This is a genomic window from Massilia sp. KIM (genome assembly GCF_002007115.1).
Lineage (GTDB): Bacteria > Pseudomonadota > Gammaproteobacteria > Burkholderiales > Burkholderiaceae_D > Telluria.
The window spans coordinates 1,140,138-1,165,135 of the sequence record NZ_MVAD01000001.1; the positions used below are offsets into that span (position 1 = coordinate 1,140,138).

Sequence of the window (24,998 nt, forward strand, 5' to 3'; positions counted from 1 at the left end):
GACATCCAAAGGGATCCCTGTATGAGCCTCAACCTGAAGACCCTGATCGGCAAACTGAACGACACCTGCCGCAACGCCGCCACCCGCGCCGCGGGCCTGTGCGTGGCCCATGGCCAGTATGAAGTCGACCTGGAACACCTGTTCCTGGCGCTGCTGGAGCAGCCCAAGAGCGACTTCGCCATCATCGCACGCCAGAGCGGCATCCCGGCCGGCATGCTGGAAGCCGACCTGCAGGCCGAGATCGCGCGCCTCCGGTCAGGCAACGCCCGCACGCCGGTGTTCTCGGCGCGCCTGCCCAAGCTGTTCGAGCACGCCTGGCTGATCGCCTCGCTCGACATCCCGGCCGGACGTCCGGCCGCGATCCGCAGCGGCCACCTGCTGCAGGCGCTGCTGGGCGACCCCGAGCTGTCCCAGCTGGCCTACCGCGGCTCCAAGCTGTTCGACCGTTTCGACGTCGACCAGATCAAGCATAACCTCGACAAGATCGCCGCCGGCTCGCAGGAGGTGGTGAGCGTCGAGCCGCCCAAGGCCCAGGGCAGCGACCCGGTGGGAGAACTGACGGCCGCCGCCGCGTCCAGGACCCCGGCGCTGGACCAGTACACCACCAACCTGACCCAGCGCGCACGCGAGGGCAAGGTCGATCCGGTGATCGGGCGCGACCCCGAGATCCGCCAGGCGATCGATATCCTGATGCGCCGCCGCCAGAACAATCCGATCCTGACCGGCGAGGCGGGCGTCGGCAAGACCGCGGTGGTGGAAGGGCTGGCCCTGCGCATCGCCGCAGGCGACGTGCCCGAGGTGCTCAAGGGCGTCGAAATCCATACCCTCGACATGGGCTTGCTGCAGGCCGGCGCGTCGGTGAAGGGCGAATTCGAGAACCGCCTCAAGAATGTCATCGACGAGGTCAAGAAGAGCCCGCACGCCATCATCCTCTTCATCGACGAGGCCCATACCATGATCGGCGCGGGCGGGCAGGCCGGCCAGAACGACGCCGCCAACCTGCTCAAGCCGGCCCTGGCGCGCGGCGAACTGCGCACCATCGCGGCCACCACCTGGGGCGAGTACAAGAAGTACTTCGAGAAGGACGCCGCGCTGGCGCGCCGCTTCCAGGTAATCAAGGTCGAGGAACCGAGCGAAGAACTGGCCTGCGCCATGCTGCGCGGGATGGCGCCGCTGATGGAGAAGCACTTCGGCGTGCGCATCTTCGACGAGGCGATCACCGAGGCGGTGCGGCTTTCGCACCGCTACATCGCGGGCCGCCAGTTGCCGGACAAGGCCATCAGCGTGCTCGATACCGCCTGCGCGAAGGTGGCGCTGGGACAGAACGCGACGCCGGCCCTGATCGAGGACCTCACGCGGCGCCTGGAGCGCCTGGAGGCCGAGGCGGGCGCGCTCAGGCGCGAGCGGGCTGCCGGCGCCGCCCATGCGCAGCGTCTCGGAGAGCTGGAGGAAGAACGCGCCCAACTGAGCGCGCGGCGCGAAAGCCTGGCGGCGCGCTGGGAGCAGGAGAAGGGCCTGTCGCAGCGTATCGTGGACGCGCGCCAGGCGCTGGAGCAGGGCGGCGGCCTGGATGGCGGGGCGGGCAAGGACGTCCAGGCGCTGGTCGGCGAGCTGCGCGCGCTGCAGGGGGAGAGCCCGATGGTGCCGGTGCAGGTGGACGGCCATGTGGTGGCCGAGATCGTCGCCGGCTGGACTGGCATCCCGCTCGGGAAGATGGTCAAGGACGAGATCCGCACCGTGCTCAACCTGAAAGGCACGCTGGAAGAGCGGGTGATCGGCCAGCCGCACGCGATCGAGGCGGTGGCCCAGCGGGTGCGCACCGCGCGCGCCAACCTCGACGATCCGAACAAGCCGAAGGGCGTGTTCCTGTTCGTCGGCCCCTCGGGCGTCGGCAAGACCGAGACCGCGCTGGCGCTGGCCGACGTGCTGTATGGGGGCGAGCGCAAGCTGGTGACGATCAACATGAGCGAGTACCAGGAGGCGCACAGCGTCTCCGGGCTCAAAGGATCGCCGCCGGGTTATGTCGGCTATGGCGAGGGCGGGGTGCTGACCGAGGCGGTGCGCCGCAATCCCTACAGCGTGGTGCTGCTGGACGAAGTCGAGAAGGCCCACCCGGACGTGCTCGAACTCTTCTTCCAGGTGTTCGACAAGGGCGTGATGGACGATGCCGAAGGGCGCGAGATCGACTTCCGCAACACCATCATCATCCTGACCTCGAACGTGGCGTCGAGCGTGATGATGCAGGCTTGCCTGAACAAGGGCGAGGAGGAGCTGCCGTCCCCGGACGCGCTGGAGGAGATGATCCGGCCCTACCTGGTCAAGCAGTTCAAGCCGGCTTTCCTGGGGCGCCTGAAGGTGGTGCCGTACTACCCGCTGTCGGACGACGTGCTGGCCGAGATCATCGAGCTCAAGCTGCGCCGCATCGGCGAGCGCATCGCCGCCAACCACAAGGCGGACTTCGAGTTCGACGAGGCGCTGGTGGAGGCGGTGCTGGCACGCTGCACGGAAGTGGATTCGGGGGCGCGCAATGTCGACAACATCCTCAACGGCACGCTGCTGCCGGAGGTGGCGGAATCGGTGCTGGCGCGCATGGCCGAGGGGGCAGTCATCGAGCGCATTGCCGTGACGGCGGATGGGGAGGGTAGATTCGCCTACACGATCGCTTGATGCCGTACAGGCCTGCCACCCAGCGTTCATGAGCAGGCGTCCTGGTCAAAATCCGTGTTTAGATCAACTATAGAATGGCATTTTATTTAACGTTGGCAACTTCTAGGGGAACAGCATGACAGCCTCGATCGCATCCTTGGCGTCCGCTGTCCTGGAAGGCCTTGGTGGCCGCTTTACCCAGCACCGGCGAGTCCTTCGCTTGAGCACGCCCGCTGGCCCGGACGTGCTGCTGGCCGAAAGCCTGCGCGGCAGCGAGGGGTTGAGCGAAGGCTTCCGTCTGGAGGTGGCGGCGCTCTCGCTGGACGCCGCGCTGCCTCTGAAGGGACTGATCGGCCAGCCCGTACTGGTCGAGCTGCTGACCGACGGCAGCCATGACGCGCCGCGTCCATTTCATGGCCACGTCACGGCGGCCGAGCTGACCGGGGCCAACGGCGGCTTCGCGCGCTACCGGCTACTCATCGAGCCCTGGACGCGCTTCCTCGGCCTGGGCCGGGACAGTCGCGTGTTCCAGGACATGACGGTGTGCGACATCCTCGACGCGGTCTTCCGCGCCTATGACCACAAGGGGCGTCTGGCGCCGGCCTGGCGCTTCGAGCTGAGCGACCGCAGCGTCTACGCGAAGCGCAGCCTCACCACCCAGTACCAGGAAAGCGACCTCGCCTTCGCCGAGCGCCTGATGAGCGAGGAAGGGCTGTTCTACTTTTTCGAGCACGAGGGCGACGCGTCCAGCCCCGGCTTCGGCAGCCATACGCTGGTCGTCGCGGACCACAACGGCGCCTTTGCCCGCAATGCGAGGTCGGATGTGCGGTTCACCCAACCGGGCGCGGTCATGCGCGAGGACAGCATCGACCGCTGGCGCATCGAGACACGCTTGCAGACCAACGCCATCGAACTGGCGAGCTGGGACTACCGCAGCCGTTCGCTGCGCGAAGTGAGCAGCGGCACGGGTGAGGCGATCAGCCTGGCCAGCCGCGACATGCCCGGTGTCTACGCCTATGGCACGCGCGAGCAGGGTTTGCGGATCGCCGACCGCCAGTTGCAGGCGCTGCAGGCAGGACGCGAAATCCACGTCGGCGCTGGCACCGTGCGCAGCTTCCGGCCCGGGACGAGCTTCACCCTGCACGATCACAGCCGCTTCGATGGCGGCGAGGATGCGGCCTTCAATCTGGTCCGTGTCACCCACCTGGCGCACAACAACCTCGACGCCGACACCGGCAACGCGCTGGCGCGTCTGCTCGGCGAGTGCGCGCTGCGCCGGGCGAACGACGAGGATCTTGCCGGCAGCCTGCACGCGCTGGGCTGCGGGCCAGGCGAGCGGCCGGTCTACCGCAACCGCTTCGAGGCGATTCCTGCCGCGGTGCCTTACCGCGCCAGCCGCACCGACGGGCATGGAAAGCTGCTGCACCCGAGGCCGCGGGTGCAGGGGCAGCAGACCGCGATCGTGGTGGGGCCGCCGGGTGCGGTGATCCATACCGACCGCGATCACCGCATCAAAGTGCAGTTCCACTGGCAACGCGGCGATGCGAGCCATAGCCGGCTGCCGCATCCGGCGCCCGATGGGCACTCGGGAGCGCCGGGCAACGACCAGGCGGGAACCTGGGTGCGCGTGGCCACGCCGCTGGCGCCTGTCGCCGGCGCCAACTGGGGCAGTCATGCACTGCCGCGTGTCGGCCAGGAGGTGCTGGTCGATTTCCTTGACGGGAACATCGATCGTCCTGTAGTGATCGGAGCGGTCTATAACGGAGCGGGTCGGATGGATGCCCAGCACAACCAGGTAGCCCAGGGCGGCGGCGCCGCGACCGGCAACGCGCCGGCGTGGTTTCCGGGCGAGGGTGGGGCGCACGCGCATCCGGCGGCGCTGTCGGGCATCAAGAGCCAGGCCATGCAGGCCAGCCAGGCCGGTAACGGCGGGTATGGGCAACTGGTGTTCGACGACAGCGCCGGGCAGGCGCGGGTCGCGCTGCAGCGGCATGCCAAACCCCACGAGGGCACGGACGAATTGAACCTGGGGCACCTGCGGCACCAGACCGACAACCAGCGGCTCGATCCGGTGGGATTCGGCGCGGAGCTGAAGTCGGCGCGCTCGGTCGCGCTGCGGGCGGGGAAGGGGATGCTGGTGTCGACCGATCAGGCCTCGGTGGGGGGCGCGCAGCTGGATTCGACGCCGGCGGCGATGCAGATCGAGCGGGCGCTCAATCTGGTCGGGGATCTTGCGGCGACGGCGCTCAAGCACAAGGCGCAGTTGCCGGGCGAGGGCAAGCCGGAGGATTTGTCGGCCGCGCGCGATTTGCGGCGCAGTCTGGAGACGGTGCAGGAAACCGGGGCGGGGGCAGCCGGGGCGGGGGCAGCCGGGGCGGGTGAAGGTGGTCTGGGAAGGGCGGTGGCCTATGGCGAAGCGCAGATGCAACTGTCTTCGCCGTCGGGAATTGCGGCGCTGACGCCGGCCAGCGCGGTGTTCAGCGCCGGTGCGTCGACCAGCATTGCAGCCAGCCAGGATGTCAACTTCGCCGCTCAGGCTAATTGGTTCCATGTGGCCAGGCTTGGGATAGGCATGTTCACTTACGGTAAGGCAAGCGATGCGAACAAGCCGAATCAGGAGACGGGGATTCGCCTGCACGCCGCGTCGGGGAAGTTCAGCATGCAAAGCCAGAATGGTCCGAGCTCACTGATGGCTGATAACTCGGTCATCGTGGCTAGCGTCGAAAAAGACATCAGGATCGCTGGAAAAAAGCATGTGCTCCTGACAGCGCAAGGAGCTTACATAAAGCTCGAGGGTGGGAACATCGAAGTACACGGTCCTGGGAGGATCGAGTTTAAAGCTTCGTCAAAAGAGCTCGCTGGACCAAAGTCTTCGACACTTTCTGAATTGCGTCTCCCCACTCGAAACATCATGCTGAGCAATGAGATTTGGCACACTTTTGCCGCAAGATACAGAGTCGTGTCGAATAACGTCGCGAAACCCGCTCAAGCATATATCTTGGATTTGCCGGACGGTTCTCGATACTTCGGAGAAACGAATTCCGATGGCGAAACGATCAAGGTAGGCACGTCTGAGCCGAAGGATATCAAATTGTCACTAATCGAAAAGGATGATTGGGGCCAGGAGAATATCAACGTCTGGCACCAAGAGATGGATAAGGACTGGGACTGACCGAAACTCGGAGATCACAATGAGGAATGCCACTAAATTCATGCTTGTCTTTGCTGCCATTGGCGCATGGGGGCATGGCCAGGCCGCGAACTTAGCCTACAAAGAATACACGGCCAAGATGACTTGCGGGAAAATTAGCTATGCGGTCACATCGATTTGCAAAAAAAGCGGAGATGCTTTGACGTTGAATGAATGCAAACGGCAAACCTTGAAAGTGGCGAACGGCGGCGTAAAGCGTGTGGCTTCCTTGCCGGACTTGACCAAGCTAGAGCGCGCGCGTATCAGGGAAAGTGGTGGAGATTTGAAGGACTTATACGTGATCGCATGGGCCTGCACAGAGTCGAGTATTGGGCCCGTCGCAACGTTCTACTACTCTATCGGCGGAGGCACCGCGGAGTATTCTGAGGCGCTAGCACACTACGACATGTCGGGTATGTTGATGGATGCCGGGCCCAGACTCACACCGAACGATATATCGGAGGCAATGCGAAACTTGAAGCCGGTGCCATCCATCATGCCTGATCAATAACATGGGAACGATCTACGATTACTTGCGCACGAAACGTGGCGCGGCATACTCTGACAAGCAAATTATAGAGCGTTCCTACCTACGCCGGAAACCTGAGATTGACAAGCCTCCCGGTGCGCTTGCAGGGCGCTCTCGTGTGATCGGTGACGCGACGGACGAGGTACAAGACCGTGTAATGGATATCCTCATCGAAATCGGGGCTCGTTATAAGCTTTCATATCGGGATATCGCACATACTCTGCTAATCTGTCGGGTTGAGTCTGGGTTCAACCCGGACGCTGCCGCCGGAACAACAACGGCTGCTGGACTTGGGCAGTACACGGAGGCCACCGTTATTGAAGCAGCAAAGGACCATATCTCGAAGAAGCGTTTGGGATTCAACCTCGATCTATCCGGAGATGGCGTCTTCGACGCAGAACGCGGTGCCTACGGTGTAGTGCTTTCCTACATGTTGAGCAAAGAGAAGGCGCTAAAGTTTTTCGGCCGGGATTGGGAAAGACATGTATACATCTTTCATCACGAATCTTGGTACTTCAATCCGACCCCCAAAAGAATGGGCCGCGAAACTGTTCGCGAGGTCCAGAAAATTATTGGCACCAAGATCATGCCGCTTCTTGGCCCCGCGGAGGCGCTCTTGAGGCAAAAAGGCATCGTATCCTTTAAACTCCTTACAAGTGATAACAAGCCCTATGCGGATCAACCCTACGTCGCAATCGTGCCACCAGTTGCATCGGTGAAGCGTCCTTCCACTATTCAAGCCGATAAACCGCCCAAGCCGAGTATCGTGAAAGGGCGCACGGATGGAAGTGGCAAAACCCAGCAGATCGAGACGTCAGGTCTGGCTGAGGTCGTATTTGTTATCCTTAACCATAACTACAAAGATTATATTGACGTTTCTGGCACGGTTGAAGACGTGGTGCACACGGTAAAACCGGGAGAAACTCTCGGTCGTATCGCTGCTGCCAACGGAAAAACCGTAGAGGAACTGCAAAAATTGAACAATCTCAAAAATCCTGACCGGATCAGGGCAGGCCAGATTTTGCGGATCCATGATGGAGAGTACCTCTGGCGGCGCCCGCCGATCGAACTCATAGGTAGTTATCTGTCGGAGGTATTAAACATGCGCCCCGCAGCTGCTCCAGCGATCGTAGAGCACAAGCGCAGTCATATCGTCTTGCCTGAAGGAAACGCTGCTCAGCGGCATGGCGGCGAGTCTAGAGTCATCGCTATACGCGGAAAAGCCACGAGTGAACAAGTTGCTACTCGGGCGAAAGCGACGAAAATCCCACACACGACCGTAGAAAAGGAGATTAAAAAGACCGTCGCCGTACCCGGCAGGAACGGACGAGTGCTACGCGAAGGGCTGTTATTCCCAGTACCATTCCGCTCGACGGCCAGATACGATACGGAGGCCCGACGTTTTGGCTCTCCCCGCGGGAATGGACGCCTTCACGGGGGGTGCGATCTCTATGCTCCTGTAGGGACACCGGTTAGAGCAATGGACGACGGTCGCATCTTGAATGTGTACGGGTTTTATTGGGGAACTGATGCAATTGAGGTTCTCCATGGAAATTTCATCGTTCGGTACGGCGAGGTAGCTCCGAGATCCGTTGCGGAGCGGAAGAAATTGGTCGGGAAGACCGTTGTACGTGGCGAAACTATCGGAACGGTAGGCCGTTTGGTTATGCCCAGTGGCAAGCCGTATAAGCACTCCATGCTTCACCTCGAGATGTATTCCTCAGATGAATTACCATCGAAATCTGAGCTTACCGTTAATTCCGGACCTTATAGGCGAAGGGCGGATTTGGTAGACCCAACGCCAACTTTAGATAAATGTGTTGATAGATGATAAATATGAGATGCTTAACAGGTTTTACCTTAGTCTTTTTAAGCTTGATCGGATGCTCTGCCCAGGCCCAGGATCCGCCAGGGGACTTCCGAAAGGTTTTTGAATTGATCAGTAGTAGAAAGGTTCTTGCGACACCTTTTAAGCACGTAATTTCACAGTTAAGTGGAGTGTGCAGTGAGCGGTTGAGCAGCGATCCCGATTATCTGACCAGAGGCAACGTGGCTTGCGGAAAATCTGCAGGCTCTGATTCCTTGCTACTTAGCGGCTCAAATAGTCCTGCTATTTCAATGGTGCAGGCTAGTTTTGTTGGGTCCGAGAAATGCGGGTATATGTTCACTCGACTGGTAAGCAGCTATGGAAAGCCAAAGCCGGTTAAGCAACCGTGCGGTGGTGTTTGGAAATTGTCTGGGGGGCAAGATTCACGTGCGCTCGTTATTGAGCTTGAGGTATCTAAAGAAGAAAATCTGGTCTACTTTACGATGATGCGAGAACAGGGCCCATAATAGCTACCTCGTCGCAAGAAGTTGAGATTGGGCGATTGGCCTACGGCAGCCATGACGCGCCGCGTCCTTTCCTGGCGACGGCTACGTAGTCGCAGCTATGCTCGTCGAGTGGCGGATGAGTAACTTCATCTCAAGAATAAGGTTGCAGAATGGACGCGGTGAAGGAAGATGTAGGTTCTGGAAAGTTGATCTTGTCGCTCAGCCTTCTTCTACTCGGCGTGGCTGGCGGGTGGTTATTGACGTCTAAAATGGCGGGTACTGGCGCAGGTTACAGCGCTTTGCTCGTTTGTGGTATCTTGGCGGCACTGACGTTCGGCATTCAGCTTGCCGTACATTTCACGATCAATAACCGTTTGTGGTTGGCACCTCTCTTCTACGCCGTGTTCGGTCTGGACCTTGCATGGTTCTTGTTGAGCTTGTTCCTTCCTATTTACTGGGTTGAAGGCTTACCCGTTTCGGTGAAAGTACTTGTTACCTGTATTCTAGGATGGCTATGCGCGGCAAATTTTGGCAGGGGTTACAAGGCGTTTTCGAAACGCTGGTCAGAGTGTCATGATCCGGCTCGTATCGGAAAAGTCAACGCACAACGACGTACCATCGAATGGTGGAGAGTGCAAAAAATATTGCGGCATCATACGCACCTGTATATCCCAGGTGTGCCACACCGAGCCATATCTTTCATTGCGGTGGTGTCCGTCTTCTCTATGCTAATCGGACTGAATTTGCGTATTCCCTATCCGGTATTTAGCGCATTCGCGTGGGGAATTCCTTGTGCCATATTTGGCGCATTTTTCTTTCAACTGATCGGGAATCGGATTGCCGAGGCCAAGGCGATCGACGACTTACAAAAGCAGCTCGGAATTATCTTCACGTGCGCGCCCTAGTGAGTGCAAGACTAAACCCGACGCCCTGGCGAGGTGGTGCCGCATCCCACGCTGACCGCAGTTCCGACGGTTAAAAGTAGCGTCAATCACCCGTTTGCAGCGAGATCGGCGTCTCGCTCGGAGACCATGGCGGCGAGGAGAAATCTTCTGGCTTCTTGAACTTTCGGGGCCATCGCACATAGCTGCAATGAATGACGCCGTGGAGGAGGAGTAGGCGGCCGGCGGCAAACTTGTTCGAACGAAAGAAATCAGGACGAAACAATGAATGGTGACTTCGAGCGACGTCGTCGTCAGCCCTATATCGATGCCCAGTGCTACCACGCTACGCTAAGGCATCTTAATGACGACCTGGCCAGGTTGGCGCAACCTGCACAATCGATGAACGACGAACAGAATGCGGTGTGCGCTGGTCCTCCACACGACGGTCGCTGTCCGCTGGGATCGCTTTCTCAACTCGTTGATCCATCTCGAGATGTACTCGACAAACAAATCGCCTGTGAAGAACAGGTTGACAAACAAGTCAAGCCCTTATATGCGCAGAGCGGATCTCGGGGACCCAACTGCGACCCTGGATAAAAGCGTCGATCAATGAACTATCAAGCATTCAAACAAGCTCTCGTCCTCATATTGGTCTTGGCGGGTTGCCAAGCCCATGCGCAGCCCCCGACGCCAGAATTCGCAGCGGTATTCGCCGTGATTAGTTCTGAGCAGGTTCTAACGTCGTCCTTTCCGGCCATCATGCTCAAGCTAAAAGGCATTTGCACGGAGCGAATGGCAGAAGACTGGGACTACGTTAAGAGAGGCAATGTTTCATGCACTGAGGCTGCAGCCGTCAACCGACTGACACTAAGCGGCAGCGACGAGCCCTCTTTATCGATGGTGCAAAGCAGTTTCAAACAGGCCGAAAATTGCGCCTACATGAAAGCTGAACTGAGTCGGCGTTATGGAAAACCGCATTCCAGTGATGGCGTATGTGCCAGCAAATGGCGCATCACCCCCAAGAAGAAGCCAGCCCGGATAATCAAGCTAGCCGAGCGCAAAAAATCCAATCTTGTGTTCTTCACATTTCAGGAAGAAGAAAGCCCTTGAATTGGTGGTTAGCTGCTGACGTGCAAGAACGCCCGGTGCGGACCCAGGATTAGTGGCGCGTTGTCTCCGCCGCATCATCATCGTTTAGATCTTAGACCTTGGAGTGGCGGTACGATCAAGGTCAGCAGCCCGAAACCGAAGGATGTCGACCAGGCGTGAACATGATGATGCAACGCTGTTCGGTATCGCCGCTCATGGTCGGCGCGGCGGGCGCCATCTACGTGAGCGCAATTGCCGAGGACCCGCAGATTGGTCAGCCCGCTCCCGTTGCTACCGCGAGTTCTTCCCTTAACTTTGCGGCGGTTGCACCCCAAGCATCTCCTCGATATGCGCCAGCGAGGCCGAATCCTTCACCACCGAGCGCAGCCATGTATGCAAATCCTGCTCCCCCGCATTGGCCGCCTTGTCCGCAAAATAGGACACCGGGCTATGCGGCTCCGTGCGTCGGAAGAAGTCCGCAATCGCCCGTAACTGGGTGATCGCCTGCTGACGCGAGCTGATCGCCCCCGCTGGCCCCGCCTGGATCACCGTGGTCGGCGCCGCATCGCCCGCCAGCGTCAGCGCGCCCTCCGCCTCGATTGGCGCTGCCGGTGCGTTCCCCGGCGCCGGCATCAAGCGCGCCAGGTTCTGCACAGCGTCGCGCGCCCCAACGAAGCCCGGCGCGTCATTGCCGAGGCGCGCGTCTGCCGCCCGCTCCAGGTCGAGCAGCGCCTCCAGGCAGGCCTGAGCGTCGGCCGCGAACGCGGCGCGGAAAGCGGCCGAACTGGCGCGTTTTGCCGCCTCCATCTCCGCCAGCCTGCGCCCATCATCGAGATTCGCCTTGCGCGCAGTATCGAAGTCGAGCAGGGTCCAGGCGCTGCCCTTGCCGTCGGTGACCGGAATCTCCTGCAGCATGGCCGGAATGCGCGCGAGCAGCCAGGCCAGGTTGCCGATCCGCTGTTCCTGGTCACCGTCCTCGGCTTCCGGATACAGCCCCTGATCCCAGAAGCGCTCCACCAGCCCGGCGACCACCCGCAGTCCCTGCGCCAGGCCGGAAAGCTGGTGGCGCTTGGTCGCCGCCTCGGTCAGCCAGACCGCCAGGCGCAAGTCCTTGCTGGTGTCGTTCAACAGGGCCGCGCAGCGCCGCACCACGAAGTCCCAGTCCGCTTCCTTCAGGTCGGTCACCCATTCGCCCTGGTCGAGCGAAGGATCGTCGAAGCGGCGCGCATGGGCGATCGCGTCCATGTCGCTGGAAAAGGTCAGATCGCTCCCGGATGGCTGGTCGGGGCTGATGGGCTGCAGCAGTTCTTCTGCGGTGAACATGATTCGTCCTCTTGAGCGTGAGCCTCGCGCTTATTGCGCGATGCGGAATTCGATACGGCGGTTGCGCGCCCGGCCCTCAGGCGTGTCGTTGCCGGCGACCGGCCGGTCCGATCCCTGGCCGGATGCGCTGAGCAAATCGCCATTGATGCCATTGGCGGCCATGTAGGCCTTGACGGCGTCGGCGCGCGCCTGGCTCAGGCCGAGGTTGGTGGCGCGCAGGCCCACATTGTCGGTGTGGCCGATGATCTCGACCTTGCGCCCTTTTACCTTCTGCATGGCGCGGATCATCTCGTCCAGGATCGCGCGGCCAGCCGGCGTCAGGGTCGCCTTACCGCTCTCGAACTCCACGGTGCGGTTGGCCAGCGCGCTGTCGAGGATGCCCTGTTCGCTGCTCGACACACGCAGCCCGTTGTTGACGGTATAGGTCGGGTTCAGGCTAGTCGCGACGTCGCTGGCGATCTTCTGGCGCTGGGCCTCGTTGGCCACCTCGCCGCGCAGGCTGACCGTGGTGCCGTCGATCTTGAGCTGGCCGCGGCTGATCTGCTTGAGGTCGGGGCTCAAGAGCTTTTGCACGTAGCCATTCCAGTTGGCCGGCATCGCCACCTGTCCGATGCTGATCTGGTCGACCACCTTGTCGTCGCCATACAGTTCGCGCAGGCGCGTCAGCACGCTCGCCTTGGTGGCTTCGTCCGGCACGGTGCCCGAGGCCAGCACCTGGCCAGGCTGGGGCGCGACGCCCTGTGCCTGCGTGTTCGCGCAGCCGGCCAGGGCAAGGAGGATTGCGGGTAAGAGTCTTGCCATGATCAGGTTCCAATAAAGGCCGTGCCGAGGGAATCGAGCGCGGACTTGAGCGAGAGGTCGGATTGCGCCAGATAAGTGGAGAGCTTCTTGACGGCGTAGTCGTCGTCGACCTGGTCTTCCACCCAGTCCAGCTGGTCGAAACTGATGTGCCGTTCCAGGCCCGCATGCGGGTCGATGATGGCTTGCAGGGTATGGGCGGACGCGCCCGAAAATCCCAGCACCAGCGCCGGCCGGTCCGCGATCCGGGTCAGGAACAGGGCGAGCTCGAAATCGGCGCGCGCCAGGAAGGGCGTGATCAGGTGCATCCAGTAGGCCGCGACCAGATTGCGGTACATCGGGTCGCGCGGCAGCGGCAGCAACAGGCTCTTTTCCAGCCGGCTGGAGCTGCTGGCCAGCACCGGCTGCAGCAGCATGCCCAGGGCCAGCAGCACCTGGCGCACCGAGCCCTCGAAGCCGGCCTGGGCCAGCATGGCCTGCAGGCCGCCGACGGTCTGCATCTCGAGGAAGTCGGCGAAGGCGGCGTCGTAGGCCGAGGCGCGCAGGTCGAGTTCGACCGTCTGGCTGGCGGCCGCCGCCAGCGGCGCGCTGGCGTCCGGCGCGCTGACCACGCCGGTGCTGAGGGTCTCCAGCCGGTTCCACAGCCGGTTCAGGACCAGCGGCGCGTCCGGCACGAATTCGGACGGGTCGTTCACTTCCAGGGCGCTCATCATCAGGAAGGGAAAGCGGCGGCTGGACTGGTCGGCGCTGGCGACGATGTGGCCGGCGATCGCGTGGCGCCGGCGTGGCCCGATGATGGCGAAGTGCAACGGCGCCATGGCGTCGTAGCTGAGCTTCCAGCGCGCGTCGCTGCTGAGCAGGTCCATGGCGCGCGCCAGCCAGTCGTCCAGCACCTTGATCAGGGCCGGGTTGTCGCTGCCCTTGATGAAATCGCCCCGGCTCGGAATCTTGCCGAAGTAGCCGATGGTGGCGGGGGTGGCGGCGCGGCTCATTGCGCGGCTCCTGCCGGTGCGGCGGCGGCGATCACGGTCTCCGGCAGGCGCAGGCGCTTGAAGCCCTGGCCTGCGCTGGGAGCGGGCGCGGCCACCGGCTTGCGGGTGCCGACCACCTTCAGGTTGGCGGTGACGCTCACGCCTTCCGCCGACCAGGTCAACTCGAACACGCCGCCGTCCTTGCGCTTGCGGTTGGACGACTCGATCATGTTCTTCAGGCCCGAGCGCCCCGGTTCGTTGAGCAGGGTGACGGTGCGGCCCTGCGGGGTGATGGCGGTGATGCGCGCGCCGGGCGCGCCGAAACTGCTCGGCCAGGCCATGTGCACCCAGGGCTGGGGCTGGCCGCGCCAGCGCAGCGCCTGGCCGTCGATCTCGATGGTGAACTCGGTGGCGCCATTGGCGCCCAGGGCCTGGAGGTCGAACATGGTCTGCTCCTCACCGCCGCTGACCGCGGCCACGTTGGCCACGCCGCCCGCCGACAGCGGCGCGACCCAGCCCGGGAAGCTGGACATCACCGCCGGCGACAGGCGCACGCCCATGTCGGCCCAGGTGCGGGCGGCCAGGGTGTCGCCACGCCGGACCACCAGCGGGCCGACGGTGGTGTCGAAGAACCTGGCGATCGCGCCGCTCGGGCCGAACACCTCGCCGATCTCCTGGTTGCTGGCCTCGAGCTTGGATTCGACCGAGAACGGGTATTTCGGGGCCAGGTTCTGGCGGAAGGGCTTGACCACCTGGGCCGCCCAGACCTTGTCGATCTCGGCCTCGGTCGGCTTGACGATCACCGCGAAGCTCTGCATCAGCGGGCGCACCAGCAGGGGGCGCACCGCCTGCTTCTGGACGTCGGTCATCCCGGTCAGCATCTGCTCGTCCACGTACTTGAGGGCGTCGGCCAGCTCGGAGCCGTTGCCGTCCAGGGTCTGCTGCATCAGCTGCTTGGCGCCGGGGCCGGGGTCGCCCTGGTTCTTGATGGTGTTGAAGCGGCTGCGCAGCTTGGACATGTGCTCCATGTAGCCGCGCATGAGCGAGGCGTTGTTGTCCTTGGCGACCACCATGCGCGCCACGCCGGCGAATTCGCGTCCGACCGGTCCGAGCGGGAGGGCGGCGTTCTGCGCCTTGGCGTCGGCAGGGATGTTGATGTTCACCTGCGAGGGCTTCTGGCGCAGGATGGTCTCGCGGAACCAGGCCATCGCTCCGCGCTGGGCCTGCTGGATGCCGGCGTCGACCAAGGTCGGGTTGTCCCAGGAGGTCTGCTCGTAGACCGTGGTCACCAGCTTCGCGATCGGCGAGGTCTGCGGGTCGCCCAGGCGGTTCATGGCGCCGGCGGCGGCGTCGAAGCCGCCCAGCTCGCGGATGGTCACGCCCTGCAGGAACTTCTGCCACTCCTTGGCGTACTCGTTCTTGTACAGTTCCACCAGGGCCTTCTGGATCTGCTCCGGACTGCCCTCCAGCGTCAGGTCGTCCTTGGAAGCGGTCTTGAGCACCCAGTCGGCGCTTTGCAGCTCGCGGTTGGCGGCGTCGCGGAAGGCGTCCTGCACGAAGCCTTCCCAGGCCTGGCGGGTGAAGGTGCCGGGAATGGCGTAGCTGCCCAGCACCAGCTCCTTGTCCTGCTCGCCGACGATGCGTGCCACGGTCATGGTCGGGAAGCGGGTGGCGGCGCGCGCCTTGACGTCCGCGTAGACGCGCTCGCGCGCCGGCATGCCGCGCACCACGCGGCGCAGGTTGTCGCGGGTCTGGTCGACCAGGGCCAGCTTGGGCTCGAGGCGCGGCCAGGACACGTCCTGGACCTGGGCCAGGTAGAAGCTGATGATGCGTTCGGCGCCGCGGATCATCTCCTCGCGCGGCATCGCGCCGCGGTTGGCGTCCAGCCAGTTGCGCCAGAAGCGGGTCAGCTGGTCGTTCAGGTGGGCGCCCTCGGCGCGCGCCGGATCGGCCAGCATCAGGTAGGTCTTGAGGGCGTTGTAGGCGTCCTCGCTGCTGGTGGGCGAGGAATCCTTGAACTGCTGGGCGAGCTGGGCCTGGGCGTTGGCGGCGGCCTTGTCCTCGCCTTCGGCGCTGGTGCGCGAGGACGGCTGGAGCTGGGCCGCGTTGCGGTTGACCTCCGTGAGGAAAGCTTCGAGCGACTCGGCCACCGGCTTGAGCATCACCTCGCGCACGCCGCTGAAGTACTCCTCGCGCAGCTTGCGTTCCAGGTAGTCGCCCTGGTACAGGCCCAGGCTGAGCGAGAGCGGGCGGTCCGCGCGGTAGGCTTCCAGCTGCTCGATGCGGTCCTGCAGGATCTGCAGGGCCTCGAAGCGCGACTGCAGGTCCACCCGCTTGGCCTGCACCCGCGCGGCCTGGGCCAGGTCGGCTTCGACGTTGGCCACCAGCTGGCGGTTGTTCATGGTCGACCAGGTCCAGCCGCCCAGGGCCAGCCCGGCCAGGGCCACGCAGGCGATGAAGGCGGCGTAGCGCATGCGGATCTTGGCCGGGCTGGCGTATTGGGCCACCAGGTCCTTGTCGGCGAAGATCACCTTGCGGAACAGGTTGAGCAGGAAGTAACCCTGCTGCTGCTGGACCTCGTCATGCTCCTGCGGCTGCAGCTTGATGTCGAAGCGCTGCGCCACGCGGCGCGAGGAGGCCGACACCGGCTCGCCTTCCTGCAGCGCGCTGGTGAAGTAGAAGCCGCGGAACACCGGCTTGAACTGGAAGGGGTTTTCCTCGAACAGGGTGGCGATGAAGGCGCGCAGCGGCGCCTTGATGGTCGAGAATTCGAGCGGGAAGGTGAACACGCCGGGCGGCATGCGCTCGCGCCACTGCAGGGCCATGTTGGCCGCGCTCATGTCCTTCAGGCCTTCGTACAGTTCGTCGAAGCGGGCGTCGAACTGGTCCAGCACTTGCTGGCCGGTGACGTTCTGGTTGTAGGGCAGGGTGGCGCCCCAGACGCGGTCGCGTTCTCCCCGCTCGGCATCCTGGAAGAACTCCGAGAAACCGGTGATCAGGTCGGCCTTGGTGAACACCACGTAGACCGGCGCATGCACTTCGAGTTTCTCGGTCAGCTCCTGCACGCGCTGGCGCAGGTTCTTGGCCAGGTTGATCGCGAACTCCGGCCGGTTGCCGGTGAGTTCGGCCACGCTGACGGCGATGATCACGCCGTTGATGGGCGCCTTCTTGCGGTACTTCTTCAGCAGCGACAGGAAGCCGAACCACTCGGCCCGGTCTTCCTCGTGCACGGCATAGCGCCCTGCGGTGTCGATCAGGATGCCGTCGGTGGTGAAGAACCAGTCGCAGTTGCGGGTGCCGCCCACGCCGTGGACGATCTTGCTGTCGGCGAAGGGGAACTGCAGGCCGGAGCTGGCGATCGCCGTGCTCTTGCCGGCCGCCGGGTTCCCGATGATCATGTACCAGGGCAGCTCGTAGAGGGCGGCGTCGCCCGAGAGCTGGCCCAGCTTGGAGCCCTTGATGGTGGAGATGGCTTCGAGCATGCGCTCGCGGATCTCCTCCTGCTCCTGGCGCTGGGCCGGGCTGGCTTTGACGGCCGCGCTGGGCGCGGCAGCGGCCTGCTGTTCCAGCATGTCGCCGAGCTGGCCGGCGGCCTTGCGCCGGCGCAGCCAGCGCCACAGCCAGGCGGCGCCGCCGGCGAGGATGGCCAGGATGAAGATGCCGTAAGCCCAGGCGGCCGGCAGGCCGAGCAGGGCGGTGGCGATCCACAGCAGCGCGGCAAGGGCCAGAAGGCCGATCACGGTCATGCCGGTGCGCGAGGTCAGGTGTTGCCAGAGTGTTTGCATCATCGCTCAGGGTGGTTGCTTGATCAGGTTTGCCCGCTCAGGTCGGGCGGCGCAGCTGGGCGGACCAGGGCCGCGCTGCGTTGTTGTTCGGCTTCGTTGGCCACGCACAGTGCGGCGGCGCCGGTCTCGAGGGCGTGCTGGTGGGCCAGGGCCAGCGCCGCCAGGAAGGGCGCGTCGCCGCAGGCGCCGCAGGCCGCGCCCAGGCGGCGCACATCCAGGCCCGGGTCGAGGTGGGGCAACAGCGCGCCGCTGAGCGCCATCAGTTCCATGATCGGGGCCGTGCGGTGACCGGTGTCGGCGTAGACCGCCGTCACCATAGCCGCGTCGCCGGACCCGGGCAGCAGCTCGTCGGTCAGGCGGCGCAGCAGCGCCGCATCCGGTTTCCCCGCCGCGCCGCCCTGGTGCGGCGCGAACGCCACCTGGAGCAGTGGCGCGGGCTCGGCGAACAGGCGCGCCTGCCAGGCGTCGGCCAGCAGCAGGCCGGCCGCGCCTTCGCCGGGGATCCGGCCCTGCGGCCGGCCGGCCGCGAACAGCTGGCCGGCGCGCGCCATCTCGTCGACGCTGTCGGCGCCGATGTGCGAGCCGAAGGCCAGCACCAGGGCCAGCACCGGCTCGGCGCCGTGTTCGGCCTGGGCCGCCAGTTCGGTCAGCAGGGTGGCTCCCGGCGCCACGCCCAGCGGCGGCATCACCACGGCGCGCACCTTGTCTTCAGGCCAGCCGGCCTGCACCACGGTTTCGGACAGCCAGGCGGCCGCGGTGGCGCACTGCTCGACGGTCCAGTCGGCGGTGGCGAAGGCGTGCAGGTGCAGCAGCGGCGCTTGCGGATCCTCGGGTCCGGCCAGTGCGTCGGGGTGCGCGGCCGCGTGCAGGGCCAGCTCGGAGGCGACCGCGCTGCCCAGCACCAGGGCGCGCCACTGGGCCGCGCTCCATGCCGGGTCGGGCAGGCCGGTGAGCAGGAGCCAGTCTTCGATGTCCTTCCTGAGCGCGGCGTCCAAGGCGTCGTCGGCGCGTAGGGTCATCAAGGGGTAGCCCTCGTCGTCGAGCAGCTCGGGATCGAGGTCGGCGCGGGCGCGGCCCTCGGCGAGCGCCTCGTCCAGGGCCGGCGCGGACGCGCCGTGCGGGGTGCGGATGCTGGAGGCCAGCACGGCCAGGGAGGGCAGGCGAGCCGGCGCGGCGGCTGCCGCCTGCGCCTGGGGCGCGGCCGTCGCCGCGGCGGACGCCGCCGGCAGGGCGGCCAGGCGCCGTCCGACCCAGAGCGCGAGCAGGACCGACAGCGGCAGCGCCACCATGTAGGCCAGCAGGTCGGTGGTCGAGGGCATGCGGTTGGTGGCGCGCCAGTACCACACCGCGCCCGCCCACGTGGCGGCGAACACGAACAGGGCCAGCATCGAGGCCTTCATCCAGGGACGCATGTCAGACCTTGTCCACGGTGGCTTGCTGGCCGGCGATCAGGCTGGCGCCGCAGGCTGTCATGTCGCCATGGCGCGCCGCCGGCTTGCCGTCCACGATCAGGGTCATGTCGCCGCTGATGATGGGCACCACGCCGTGCATGGGGCAGGCGGTCTTGTCGCCCATGCGGGCGATGCCGACGCCGCCGGCGTCGCTGGCGCCGCTCGCCTCGATGACGGCGCCGCCGTGGGTGGTCTTGTCTCCGAGCCTGATCAAAGGTCCTGGCATGTCGCTCTCCTCACTTCCGTTTCATCACGCCGGGCACGCGCAGTTCGGTGTGCCCGAGGTCCATCAACTTCCAGCGGCCGCCCCAGGTGAGGCCGACCGATTCCGCCACCTGGCCGTACAGCTGGTAGCCGCGCATCGCCCACGGGTCTTTTTCCGAGATGACGATGCGGCCGTCGCGCACGAAGGCGCTGTCGGCGGCCAGGCCGTACTGGTGCCAGCTCTGGAAGGCGGCGGCATTGGTGACGTTCGGGCCCATGGCGGCCAGCAGCTGCTGGCGCTCGGGGCCGCGGTAGCCTTCCAGCAGGGTCATGTCGTAGCCGTGCTGCTCCTTCATGATGCGGAAGGCCAGCAGCAGGCGCTGTTCGAATTCGGGACGCAGCATGCCCCAGTCGCGGCTGGCCGAAGCGATCAGCGGACGTTCCTGGCGCACTTCGGCCGTCGTGAAGGCGACAGGCGGCAGGGGCGGCGGCGGGGCCAGGTGCTCGCCTTCGAGCAGGGCGGCGACCTGGCCGTTGACCTCGCGGGTGGAATCCTGAAAGCCGCTCAGGCGGGTGTGGGCGCCCGACAGGATGGCGGCCAGCGGCGGCAGGGCCAGCAGGATGGCGCCGATTATGCAAATTACATAATGCTGTCGGAGGAAGTTGCGTGCCTCGCCGACAAGGGCGCGGCCCGACTGGTTGATCGATGCGACCCGCAGCGTGCGCCGCTGCGTCATCGATTGCCAGTGCCGTTGGATGCGCGCTCCCGCGCCGGACAGGGTCTGGATCACGAAGGCGCGTCCGGTCGGAAACAGGAGCATCCAGCTGATCAGGCAGGCCAGCACGAAGTAGAGCGCCACAGCGAAAAACAGCAAGGCGGATCTTCCTTCTAAGGCAAGGTTGTTACGGAAAGTTAGTTTCCGCGGAGTATAACTTTACTCAGCGATAACACCCCGCACGATTGAAATTATGAGTAGCGGGTAAGGCGCGCACAATTGGTTACTTGATTTTGGGCACTGTTTTTACATTTGGCGTAGAGTTATGTTTAGCTCAACAAAGGAGTGTGTTTTGTCCGACAGTACCCAGCATCGGCCAGGGCCAGGCCGACCCAGCCTGCTAACCCCCGCCCAGGCGCCGGCCGAAAATCGCGGCATCCTCAGTCAGCTCGACGGTGAGGCGGCGCCTGCATGGACGGCTGCGAAGCCGCGCAAGCGCGGCGTCGTGCTCAGCGTGCTCGCCGTGGCGCTGGCAGGCGCAGGCGCGGTGCTGTGGTTCGTCAAGGCCGACACGGCGCAGGCGCCGGAGGCGGCGATGGCGGCGGCCGCCACGCCTGCCCGCGCCGGCGTGAGCGCGCCGGAGGCGCCTCCGTCGGTCGCCGAGGTGTCGGCGGTGCTCGCCGCGGCGGCCCCGGTCGTGCCCGCGGCCGCCCGCATCGAAGACGAGGCGCCCGCCGAGCCGGCGCGAGCCGATGGCGCGCCCGCGCTGGCTCCGGACAATGTGCTGGCCCAGGCGCTGAGCGCGCCGCCGGCCGCGGCGGCCAGCCCCAAGCCGGCGCCTGGCGCCGGTGACGGAAAGGATGAACTGGCGCCTTTGCTGGCGGCCGCTCCCGCCCAGGATGCACCGAAAGCGGACCAGGCGCCTGCCAAGCGGGCGGAAAAGGACGCGCCGCGCAAGGAAGCGAAGAAGAAAGAGGCGCCGCGCCTGGCGAGCGCCGACAAGCAGCGCGCCAAGCCTGCGCCGGCCAAGCCGAAGCCCGCGCCGAAGAAGGCCGAGCCGGCGGTCGACAGCGACGTGGCCCTGCTGGCGGCGCTGCTGGCGCACTCCAAGTCTCCGGCGCCTTCCAAGGCGGCCAGCGATTTCAAGCGCTGCGCCGCGAGCGCGAGCAGCGCGGAAGCCGAGCGTTGCCGCGTGCGGCTGTGCGAGGGCAGCGCCAAGGGCGCGGCCGAGTGCAAGGGTGTGCGGATCTCCAAAGCGTCGAGTTGACCATGCGTAGTGACCTGCTGGACCAGGCCCTCGGCGCGCTCGCCGGGTTCGCGAGCGCGACGAGGCTGTACGCGCTGACGCTGGGCGAAGGGAGCGAGGAAGGCGCCCCGGACACGCTGCTGGTCGAGGCCTTCGCCGCGCAGGACATCGTGCACGGGGTCGGCGCGCGCGAGGTGATCGCGCTGTCCACCAACGCCAACATCGATCCCGCTTCCCTGCTGGGCCAGCAGGCGGCATTGGAAGTCAGCCTGGCCGACGGCAGCCGCGCCCGCTTCGGCGGCGAGGTCAGCGCGGCGGCCCTGCTGGGCAGCGAAGGTGGTTTCGCGCGCTACCGCCTGCGCATTTCGCACTGGGTGTGGCGCCTGGCCCACGTGCGCAACAGCCGCGTATGGCAAGACCGCACGGTGATCGAGATCGTCGACGCCGTGTTCGAGGCCTACGCTCCGGCGGCGCGCTGGCGCTGGAGCGAGGATGCGCTGGCCTTCATGGGTGGCGCGCTGGCGCGCAGCTACTGCTGCCAGTACCGCGAGACCGACCTGGACTTCGTCGAGCGCCTGCTCACGGAGGAAGGACTGGCCTGGCGCTTCGAGCAGGGCGAGGAGGGGCCCGCCATGGTGCTCTTCGCCGACACCACCATGCCCAGCGCCATTCCCGAGGACCCGAGCAGCCTGGGAACCGGCGTACGCTTTCATGGCGCCCACGCCCGCGAGCAGAGCGACACCGTCCAGGCCCTGGCGGCCCAGCGCGGCCTGGCGCCGAGCGCGAGCACGGTCCTGAGCTATGACTACAAGGCGAAGAAGGCGGTGGCGGCCAGCGCCCCCTCGCGCCTGAATCTGCCGGCCCGCCTGCCGCCGCTCGAATCCTATGACACGCCCGGCCAGTACGCCTACGCCAGCCGCGAACAGGCGGAGCGTTACGCCAACCTGCAGATGGAGGCGCGCGAGGCGCGCACCCAGCTATGGCGTGGCCGCTCCACCGTGCGCACCCTGCGCGCTGGGACCCGCCTGAGCATCACCGGTGCGCCTCTGCAGCGGCTTGGCGAAGCGGCAGGCTACACGGTGTTTCGCGTCACCAGCGTCGGTGTCAACAACCTGCCGTCGCGGGCCCGGGAAGCGCTGGCGGAGCTGTTCGGCCCTATTCCCGAGCTGCTGCAGGAAGCTGTCGGGCAGGATGCGCCACCGGAGCTCGGGCTGATGATCGAGCAGGCGCGCAAGTCCGGCTATGCCAACTGCTTCGAGGCGGTGGCCGCCGATCTGCCCTGGCGTCCCCAGCTCGGCGGCAGCGACGGCCGCGCCCATCCGCGTCCGACGGCGGGCGGCGCGCAGAGCGCGATCGTGGTCGGGCCGGACGGCGCCGACACCCCGAACGGCGCGGACGAGGTGTATTGCGACCGGCTCGGGCGGGTGCGCATCCGCTTCCACTGGCAGGACAGCGGCGACGCCACCTGCTGGGTGCGGGTGGCGCAGCGCCTGGCCGGCGGTGGGCTAGGGAGCCAGTTCCTGCCGCGCATCGGCCAGGAAGTGATCGTCCAGTTCATCGAGAACGACATCGACCGTCCGCTGATCGTGGGCGCGGTCTACAACGGCCAGGGGGAAGGCGGTGTGGCCCCGACTCCCGGCGGCGCCGCGGACGACGCGCAATCCGGCAGCGCCCCGTTCGCGGCCGCGCACGATCACGCCGTCTCAGGCCAGGGCAATCTCGCCGGCGGCAACAGCCCGGTATGGCATGGCGCCTCCGGCGACAGCGCCGGGCACCGCAACGCGGCCGCCCTGTGGGGCGTGCGCAGCAAGGAGTTCGGCGGCGCCGGCTACAACCAGCTCCTGTTCGACGACACCGATGCCCAGGGCCGGGTCCAGCTGCGCACCACGGCGGCGGCGACCGAACTCAATCTGGGCCACCTGGTGCATGGGGCCGACAATTATCGCGGCAGCTTCCGTGGCCTGGGCGCGGAACTGCGCACCGACGCCTACGGCGCACTGCGCGCCCATGCCGGGCTGCTGGTGTCGAGCTACCGGATCGAGCATGGCGCCGGCGCGCGCGATCCGGGCGGCGACAACGTGGCCGGCATCGCGCTGCTCAAACAGGCGGTCAAGCTGGGTGAGAGCTTCAACCAGGCGGCCCTGACCCATCAGACGGTGGGGCTGGCCTCCCACCTGGGCGCGGCCAGGCCGAAGGTCAGCGTCCTCGATCCGAAGGCTGCGCCGCTGCAGGCGATGCTGACCGCGGTCTCCGGCATGGTCGGCAGCGAAGGGGCGGACGCCGCACTGGCCGATGGGGCCAGGAAGGACACCGCGCCGGGCGACGGCAAGCTGCCGCATTCGAGCGACCCGGTGATCGCGATCGCGGCGAAAGCGGGCCTGGGCGTGACGGCTGGCGGCGCAGTGCAGCTTGCCAACGGCGAGACCGTGAGCCTGATGAGCGGCCAGGACACGCAGTTCGTCACCGGCGGCCAATGGCGGGTGCACAGCGGGCAGGCGATCGGCGTGCTCGCCGGCGCGGTCAAGGCGGGCGAGGGCGGCATCGGCCTGCAGATGATCGCCGCCAAAGACGCGATCGATATCCAGGCCCAGGCCGACACCCTTACAGTGCAGGCCCGCGACGAGCTCAGTGTGGTGAGCGCCAACGCCCACATCGACTGGGCGGCGGCCAAGAGCATCAGCCTGTCGACGGCCGGCGGCGCGAACATCACGATCGAAGGAGGCAACATCACCGTGCAGTGTCCAGGGAAGATCACCATCCACGCCGGCAAGAAGAGCTTCGGCGGCAGCACCGAGCGCAATTACAAGCTGCCGATCATGCCGCAGTCTGTTTGTCTCGAATGCCTGGCCAAGCGCGCCGGCCAGCGTACGGCTTTCGTCAACAAGGGGGCATGATGCGGCGCGAGCACCCCGAGCAATTGCGGACTTTCCTCGACGCCGCTGACGCCGATCCCGAGCTGCGCTGGTATGCGATCGCCGACAGCGCGCAGGCGTTCGACCTGCCACGCGCGGTGCTCCAGCCGGGCCGTTCGGTGCGCTGCCTGTTCGACGCAGAGCAGGGTACGCCGCTGGCGGGGAAGGCGCCGCACCTGGTCGAGCTGCCGTCTCCATCGGCCGGTGAGCCGGCCTGGCAATGGATCCTGCGCGAAGCGCCGCATGCGCCTTGCCTCACCGTGATCGCCACACGCCTTGGCTTCGACGCGCTGTTCGCGCAGTGCCAGGCGGCGTCGCAGGTGGTGCTGCCGGACGACTACGAGATGTTCTTCGCGTTCTGGGATCCGGCGATTCTCGGTACGCTCGTGGGACAGCCGGACGATACGACCTTGTACGTGCCGGGCCCGGTTTTGGGGCCGGCGCAGATCGCGGCGCTGACTTGCGAACTGGCTGGCTGGTGGTACTGGGACCGCGACGGTGGACTACATGCCCTCGCGACCATGCCGGAGCGTGTCGAGCCTGCGCCCTTGCCCTTCGTGCTGACGCAGGAGCAGGTCGATGCGCTGGTCGAGGCCAGCATGCCGGATCATTTACTGTATTACGTCGACCTGAATCAGCGTCACCTGCTCGACCGGATCCAGGGCGAAGCTCCGTATCGCTTCATGTGCCGCGCTTATGACGAGGCGCGCATGCATGAGATCACGGGCTTGCGCGACCAGGTCAACTTCGTCTGCGCAAAGCTGATTTATGGTGCGCGATTCGACACCGATCCCGCGATTGCCGCACTGCTCGCGCGAGTGCGTGCCGGCAGGCTCACTTTTACCGATGCAATAGCCGAGATTGCGTAGTATTGATCGATTTCGGCGCATAAACTCATGCATATCAAATTACCGACCAGCAAGCACTATCCCAATGAGACG

General features: G+C 65.3%; 16 protein-coding genes. 9 read left to right on the plus strand and 7 right to left on the minus strand.

The features are described from left to right. Window positions 1–21: 21 nt before the first annotated feature. The 6 genes from tssH (at window position 22) to B0920_RS25460 (ending at window position 10,672) form a co-directional block, all read left to right on the plus strand. Entirely contained in the window at window positions 22–2,667 is a 2,646-nt protein-coding gene (gene tssH / locus B0920_RS05010) for a type VI secretion system ATPase TssH (RefSeq protein WP_078031452.1), read from the plus strand. Window positions 2,668–2,782: 115 nt separating this feature from the next. Further along, window positions 2,783–5,818: a type VI secretion system Vgr family protein gene (locus tag B0920_RS05015; RefSeq protein ID WP_078031453.1), complete on the plus strand. Its 3,036-nt coding sequence runs from the start codon at window positions 2,783–2,785 to the stop codon at window positions 5,816–5,818. A gap of 19 nt (window positions 5,819–5,837) precedes the next feature. Beyond that, window positions 5,838–6,347, plus strand: a complete 510-nt coding sequence (locus tag B0920_RS05020) for a hypothetical protein (RefSeq protein ID WP_078031454.1) — start codon at window positions 5,838–5,840, stop codon at window positions 6,345–6,347. A 1-nt stretch (window position 6,348) separates the two neighbouring features. Then, entirely contained in the window at window positions 6,349–8,196 is a 1,848-nt protein-coding gene (locus B0920_RS05025) for a LysM peptidoglycan-binding domain-containing protein (protein WP_078031455.1), read from the plus strand. A gap of 652 nt (window positions 8,197–8,848) precedes the next feature. After that, complete coding sequence (locus tag B0920_RS25455; RefSeq protein WP_143745646.1) at window positions 8,849–9,583, plus strand: hypothetical protein; 735 nt, start codon at window positions 8,849–8,851, stop codon at window positions 9,581–9,583. Between the two features lie 588 nt (window positions 9,584–10,171). Continuing rightward, on the plus strand, window positions 10,172–10,672 hold the full coding sequence (locus tag B0920_RS25460) for a hypothetical protein (RefSeq protein WP_143745647.1): 501 nt from the start codon (window positions 10,172–10,174) through the stop codon (window positions 10,670–10,672). A gap of 288 nt (window positions 10,673–10,960) precedes the next feature. Here the strand turns inward: B0920_RS25460 and tssA are convergent, their stop codons facing one another. Genes tssA through B0920_RS05060 form a run of 7 tightly spaced genes read right to left on the minus strand, consistent with a single transcriptional unit; the run spans window position 10,961 to window position 20,058 of the window. Continuing rightward, the gene (gene tssA, locus B0920_RS05030; protein ID WP_078031456.1) at window positions 10,961–11,974 is read right to left on the minus strand and encodes a type VI secretion system protein TssA; all 1,014 of its coding nucleotides are present in this window, start codon (window positions 11,972–11,974) and stop codon (window positions 10,961–10,963) included. Window positions 11,975–12,004: 30 nt separating this feature from the next. Continuing rightward, window positions 12,005–12,775 (minus strand): OmpA family protein, encoded by a 771-nt coding sequence (locus B0920_RS05035; protein ID WP_078031457.1) that lies wholly within the window; start codon window positions 12,773–12,775, stop codon window positions 12,005–12,007. 2 nt (window positions 12,776–12,777) lie between these two features. After that, entirely contained in the window at window positions 12,778–13,764 is a 987-nt protein-coding gene (gene tagF / locus B0920_RS05040; RefSeq protein WP_078031458.1) for a type VI secretion system-associated protein TagF, read from the minus strand. After that, entirely contained in the window at window positions 13,761–17,528 is a 3,768-nt protein-coding gene (gene tssM / locus B0920_RS05045; protein WP_078031459.1) for a type VI secretion system membrane subunit TssM, read from the minus strand. Before tssM ends, tagF begins: the two co-directional genes overlap by 4 nt. A gap of 23 nt (window positions 17,529–17,551) precedes the next feature. After that, entirely contained in the window at window positions 17,552–18,940 is a 1,389-nt protein-coding gene (locus B0920_RS05050) for a hypothetical protein (RefSeq protein ID WP_078031460.1), read from the minus strand. Window position 18,941: 1 nt separating this feature from the next. After that, on the minus strand, window positions 18,942–19,205 hold the full coding sequence (locus tag B0920_RS05055; protein WP_078031461.1) for a PAAR domain-containing protein: 264 nt from the start codon (window positions 19,203–19,205) through the stop codon (window positions 18,942–18,944). Between the two features lie 10 nt (window positions 19,206–19,215). Continuing rightward, complete coding sequence (locus tag B0920_RS05060; protein ID WP_078031462.1) at window positions 19,216–20,058, minus strand: M15 family metallopeptidase; 843 nt, start codon at window positions 20,056–20,058, stop codon at window positions 19,216–19,218. Between the two features lie 346 nt (window positions 20,059–20,404). Here B0920_RS05060 and B0920_RS05065 point away from each other — a divergent pair, with 346 nt between their 5' ends. From B0920_RS05065 to B0920_RS05075, 3 genes are read left to right on the plus strand one after another with little or no spacing between them, the layout of a single operon-like run. Continuing rightward, window positions 20,405–21,166: a hypothetical protein gene (locus B0920_RS05065; RefSeq protein ID WP_078031463.1), complete on the plus strand. Its 762-nt coding sequence runs from the start codon at window positions 20,405–20,407 to the stop codon at window positions 21,164–21,166. Window positions 21,167–21,168: 2 nt separating this feature from the next. Further along, window positions 21,169–24,039, plus strand: a complete 2,871-nt coding sequence (locus B0920_RS05070) for a type VI secretion system Vgr family protein (protein ID WP_078031464.1) — start codon at window positions 21,169–21,171, stop codon at window positions 24,037–24,039. Then, on the plus strand, window positions 24,036–24,926 hold the full coding sequence (locus B0920_RS05075; protein ID WP_179119096.1) for a DUF4123 domain-containing protein: 891 nt from the start codon (window positions 24,036–24,038) through the stop codon (window positions 24,924–24,926). The genes B0920_RS05070 and B0920_RS05075 overlap by 4 nt, the downstream gene beginning before the upstream one ends. Window positions 24,927–24,998 lie beyond the last annotated feature (72 nt).

Coding starts and splice junctions, on each gene's coding strand:
- tssH (WP_078031452.1), top strand. CDS start 22: ATGAGCCTCAACCTGAAGACCCTGATCGGCAAACTGAACGACACCTGC.
- B0920_RS05015 (WP_078031453.1), top strand. CDS start 2,783: ATGACAGCCTCGATCGCATCCTTGGCGTCCGCTGTCCTGGAAGGCCTT.
- B0920_RS05020 (WP_078031454.1), top strand. CDS start 5,838: ATGAGGAATGCCACTAAATTCATGCTTGTCTTTGCTGCCATTGGCGCA.
- B0920_RS05025 (WP_078031455.1), top strand. CDS start 6,349: ATGGGAACGATCTACGATTACTTGCGCACGAAACGTGGCGCGGCATAC.
- B0920_RS25455 (WP_143745646.1), top strand. CDS start 8,849: ATGGACGCGGTGAAGGAAGATGTAGGTTCTGGAAAGTTGATCTTGTCG.
- B0920_RS25460 (WP_143745647.1), top strand. CDS start 10,172: ATGAACTATCAAGCATTCAAACAAGCTCTCGTCCTCATATTGGTCTTG.
- tssA (WP_078031456.1), bottom strand. CDS start 11,974: ATGTTCACCGCAGAAGAACTGCTGCAGCCCATCAGCCCCGACCAGCCA.
- B0920_RS05035 (WP_078031457.1), bottom strand. CDS start 12,775: ATGGCAAGACTCTTACCCGCAATCCTCCTTGCCCTGGCCGGCTGCGCG.
- tagF (WP_078031458.1), bottom strand. CDS start 13,764: ATGAGCCGCGCCGCCACCCCCGCCACCATCGGCTACTTCGGCAAGATT.
- tssM (WP_078031459.1), bottom strand. CDS start 17,528: ATGCAAACACTCTGGCAACACCTGACCTCGCGCACCGGCATGACCGTG.
- B0920_RS05050 (WP_078031460.1), bottom strand. CDS start 18,940: ATGCGTCCCTGGATGAAGGCCTCGATGCTGGCCCTGTTCGTGTTCGCC.
- B0920_RS05055 (WP_078031461.1), bottom strand. CDS start 19,205: ATGCCAGGACCTTTGATCAGGCTCGGAGACAAGACCACCCACGGCGGC.
- B0920_RS05070 (WP_078031464.1), top strand. CDS start 21,169: ATGCGTAGTGACCTGCTGGACCAGGCCCTCGGCGCGCTCGCCGGGTTC.
- B0920_RS05075 (WP_179119096.1), top strand. CDS start 24,036: ATGATGCGGCGCGAGCACCCCGAGCAATTGCGGACTTTCCTCGACGCC.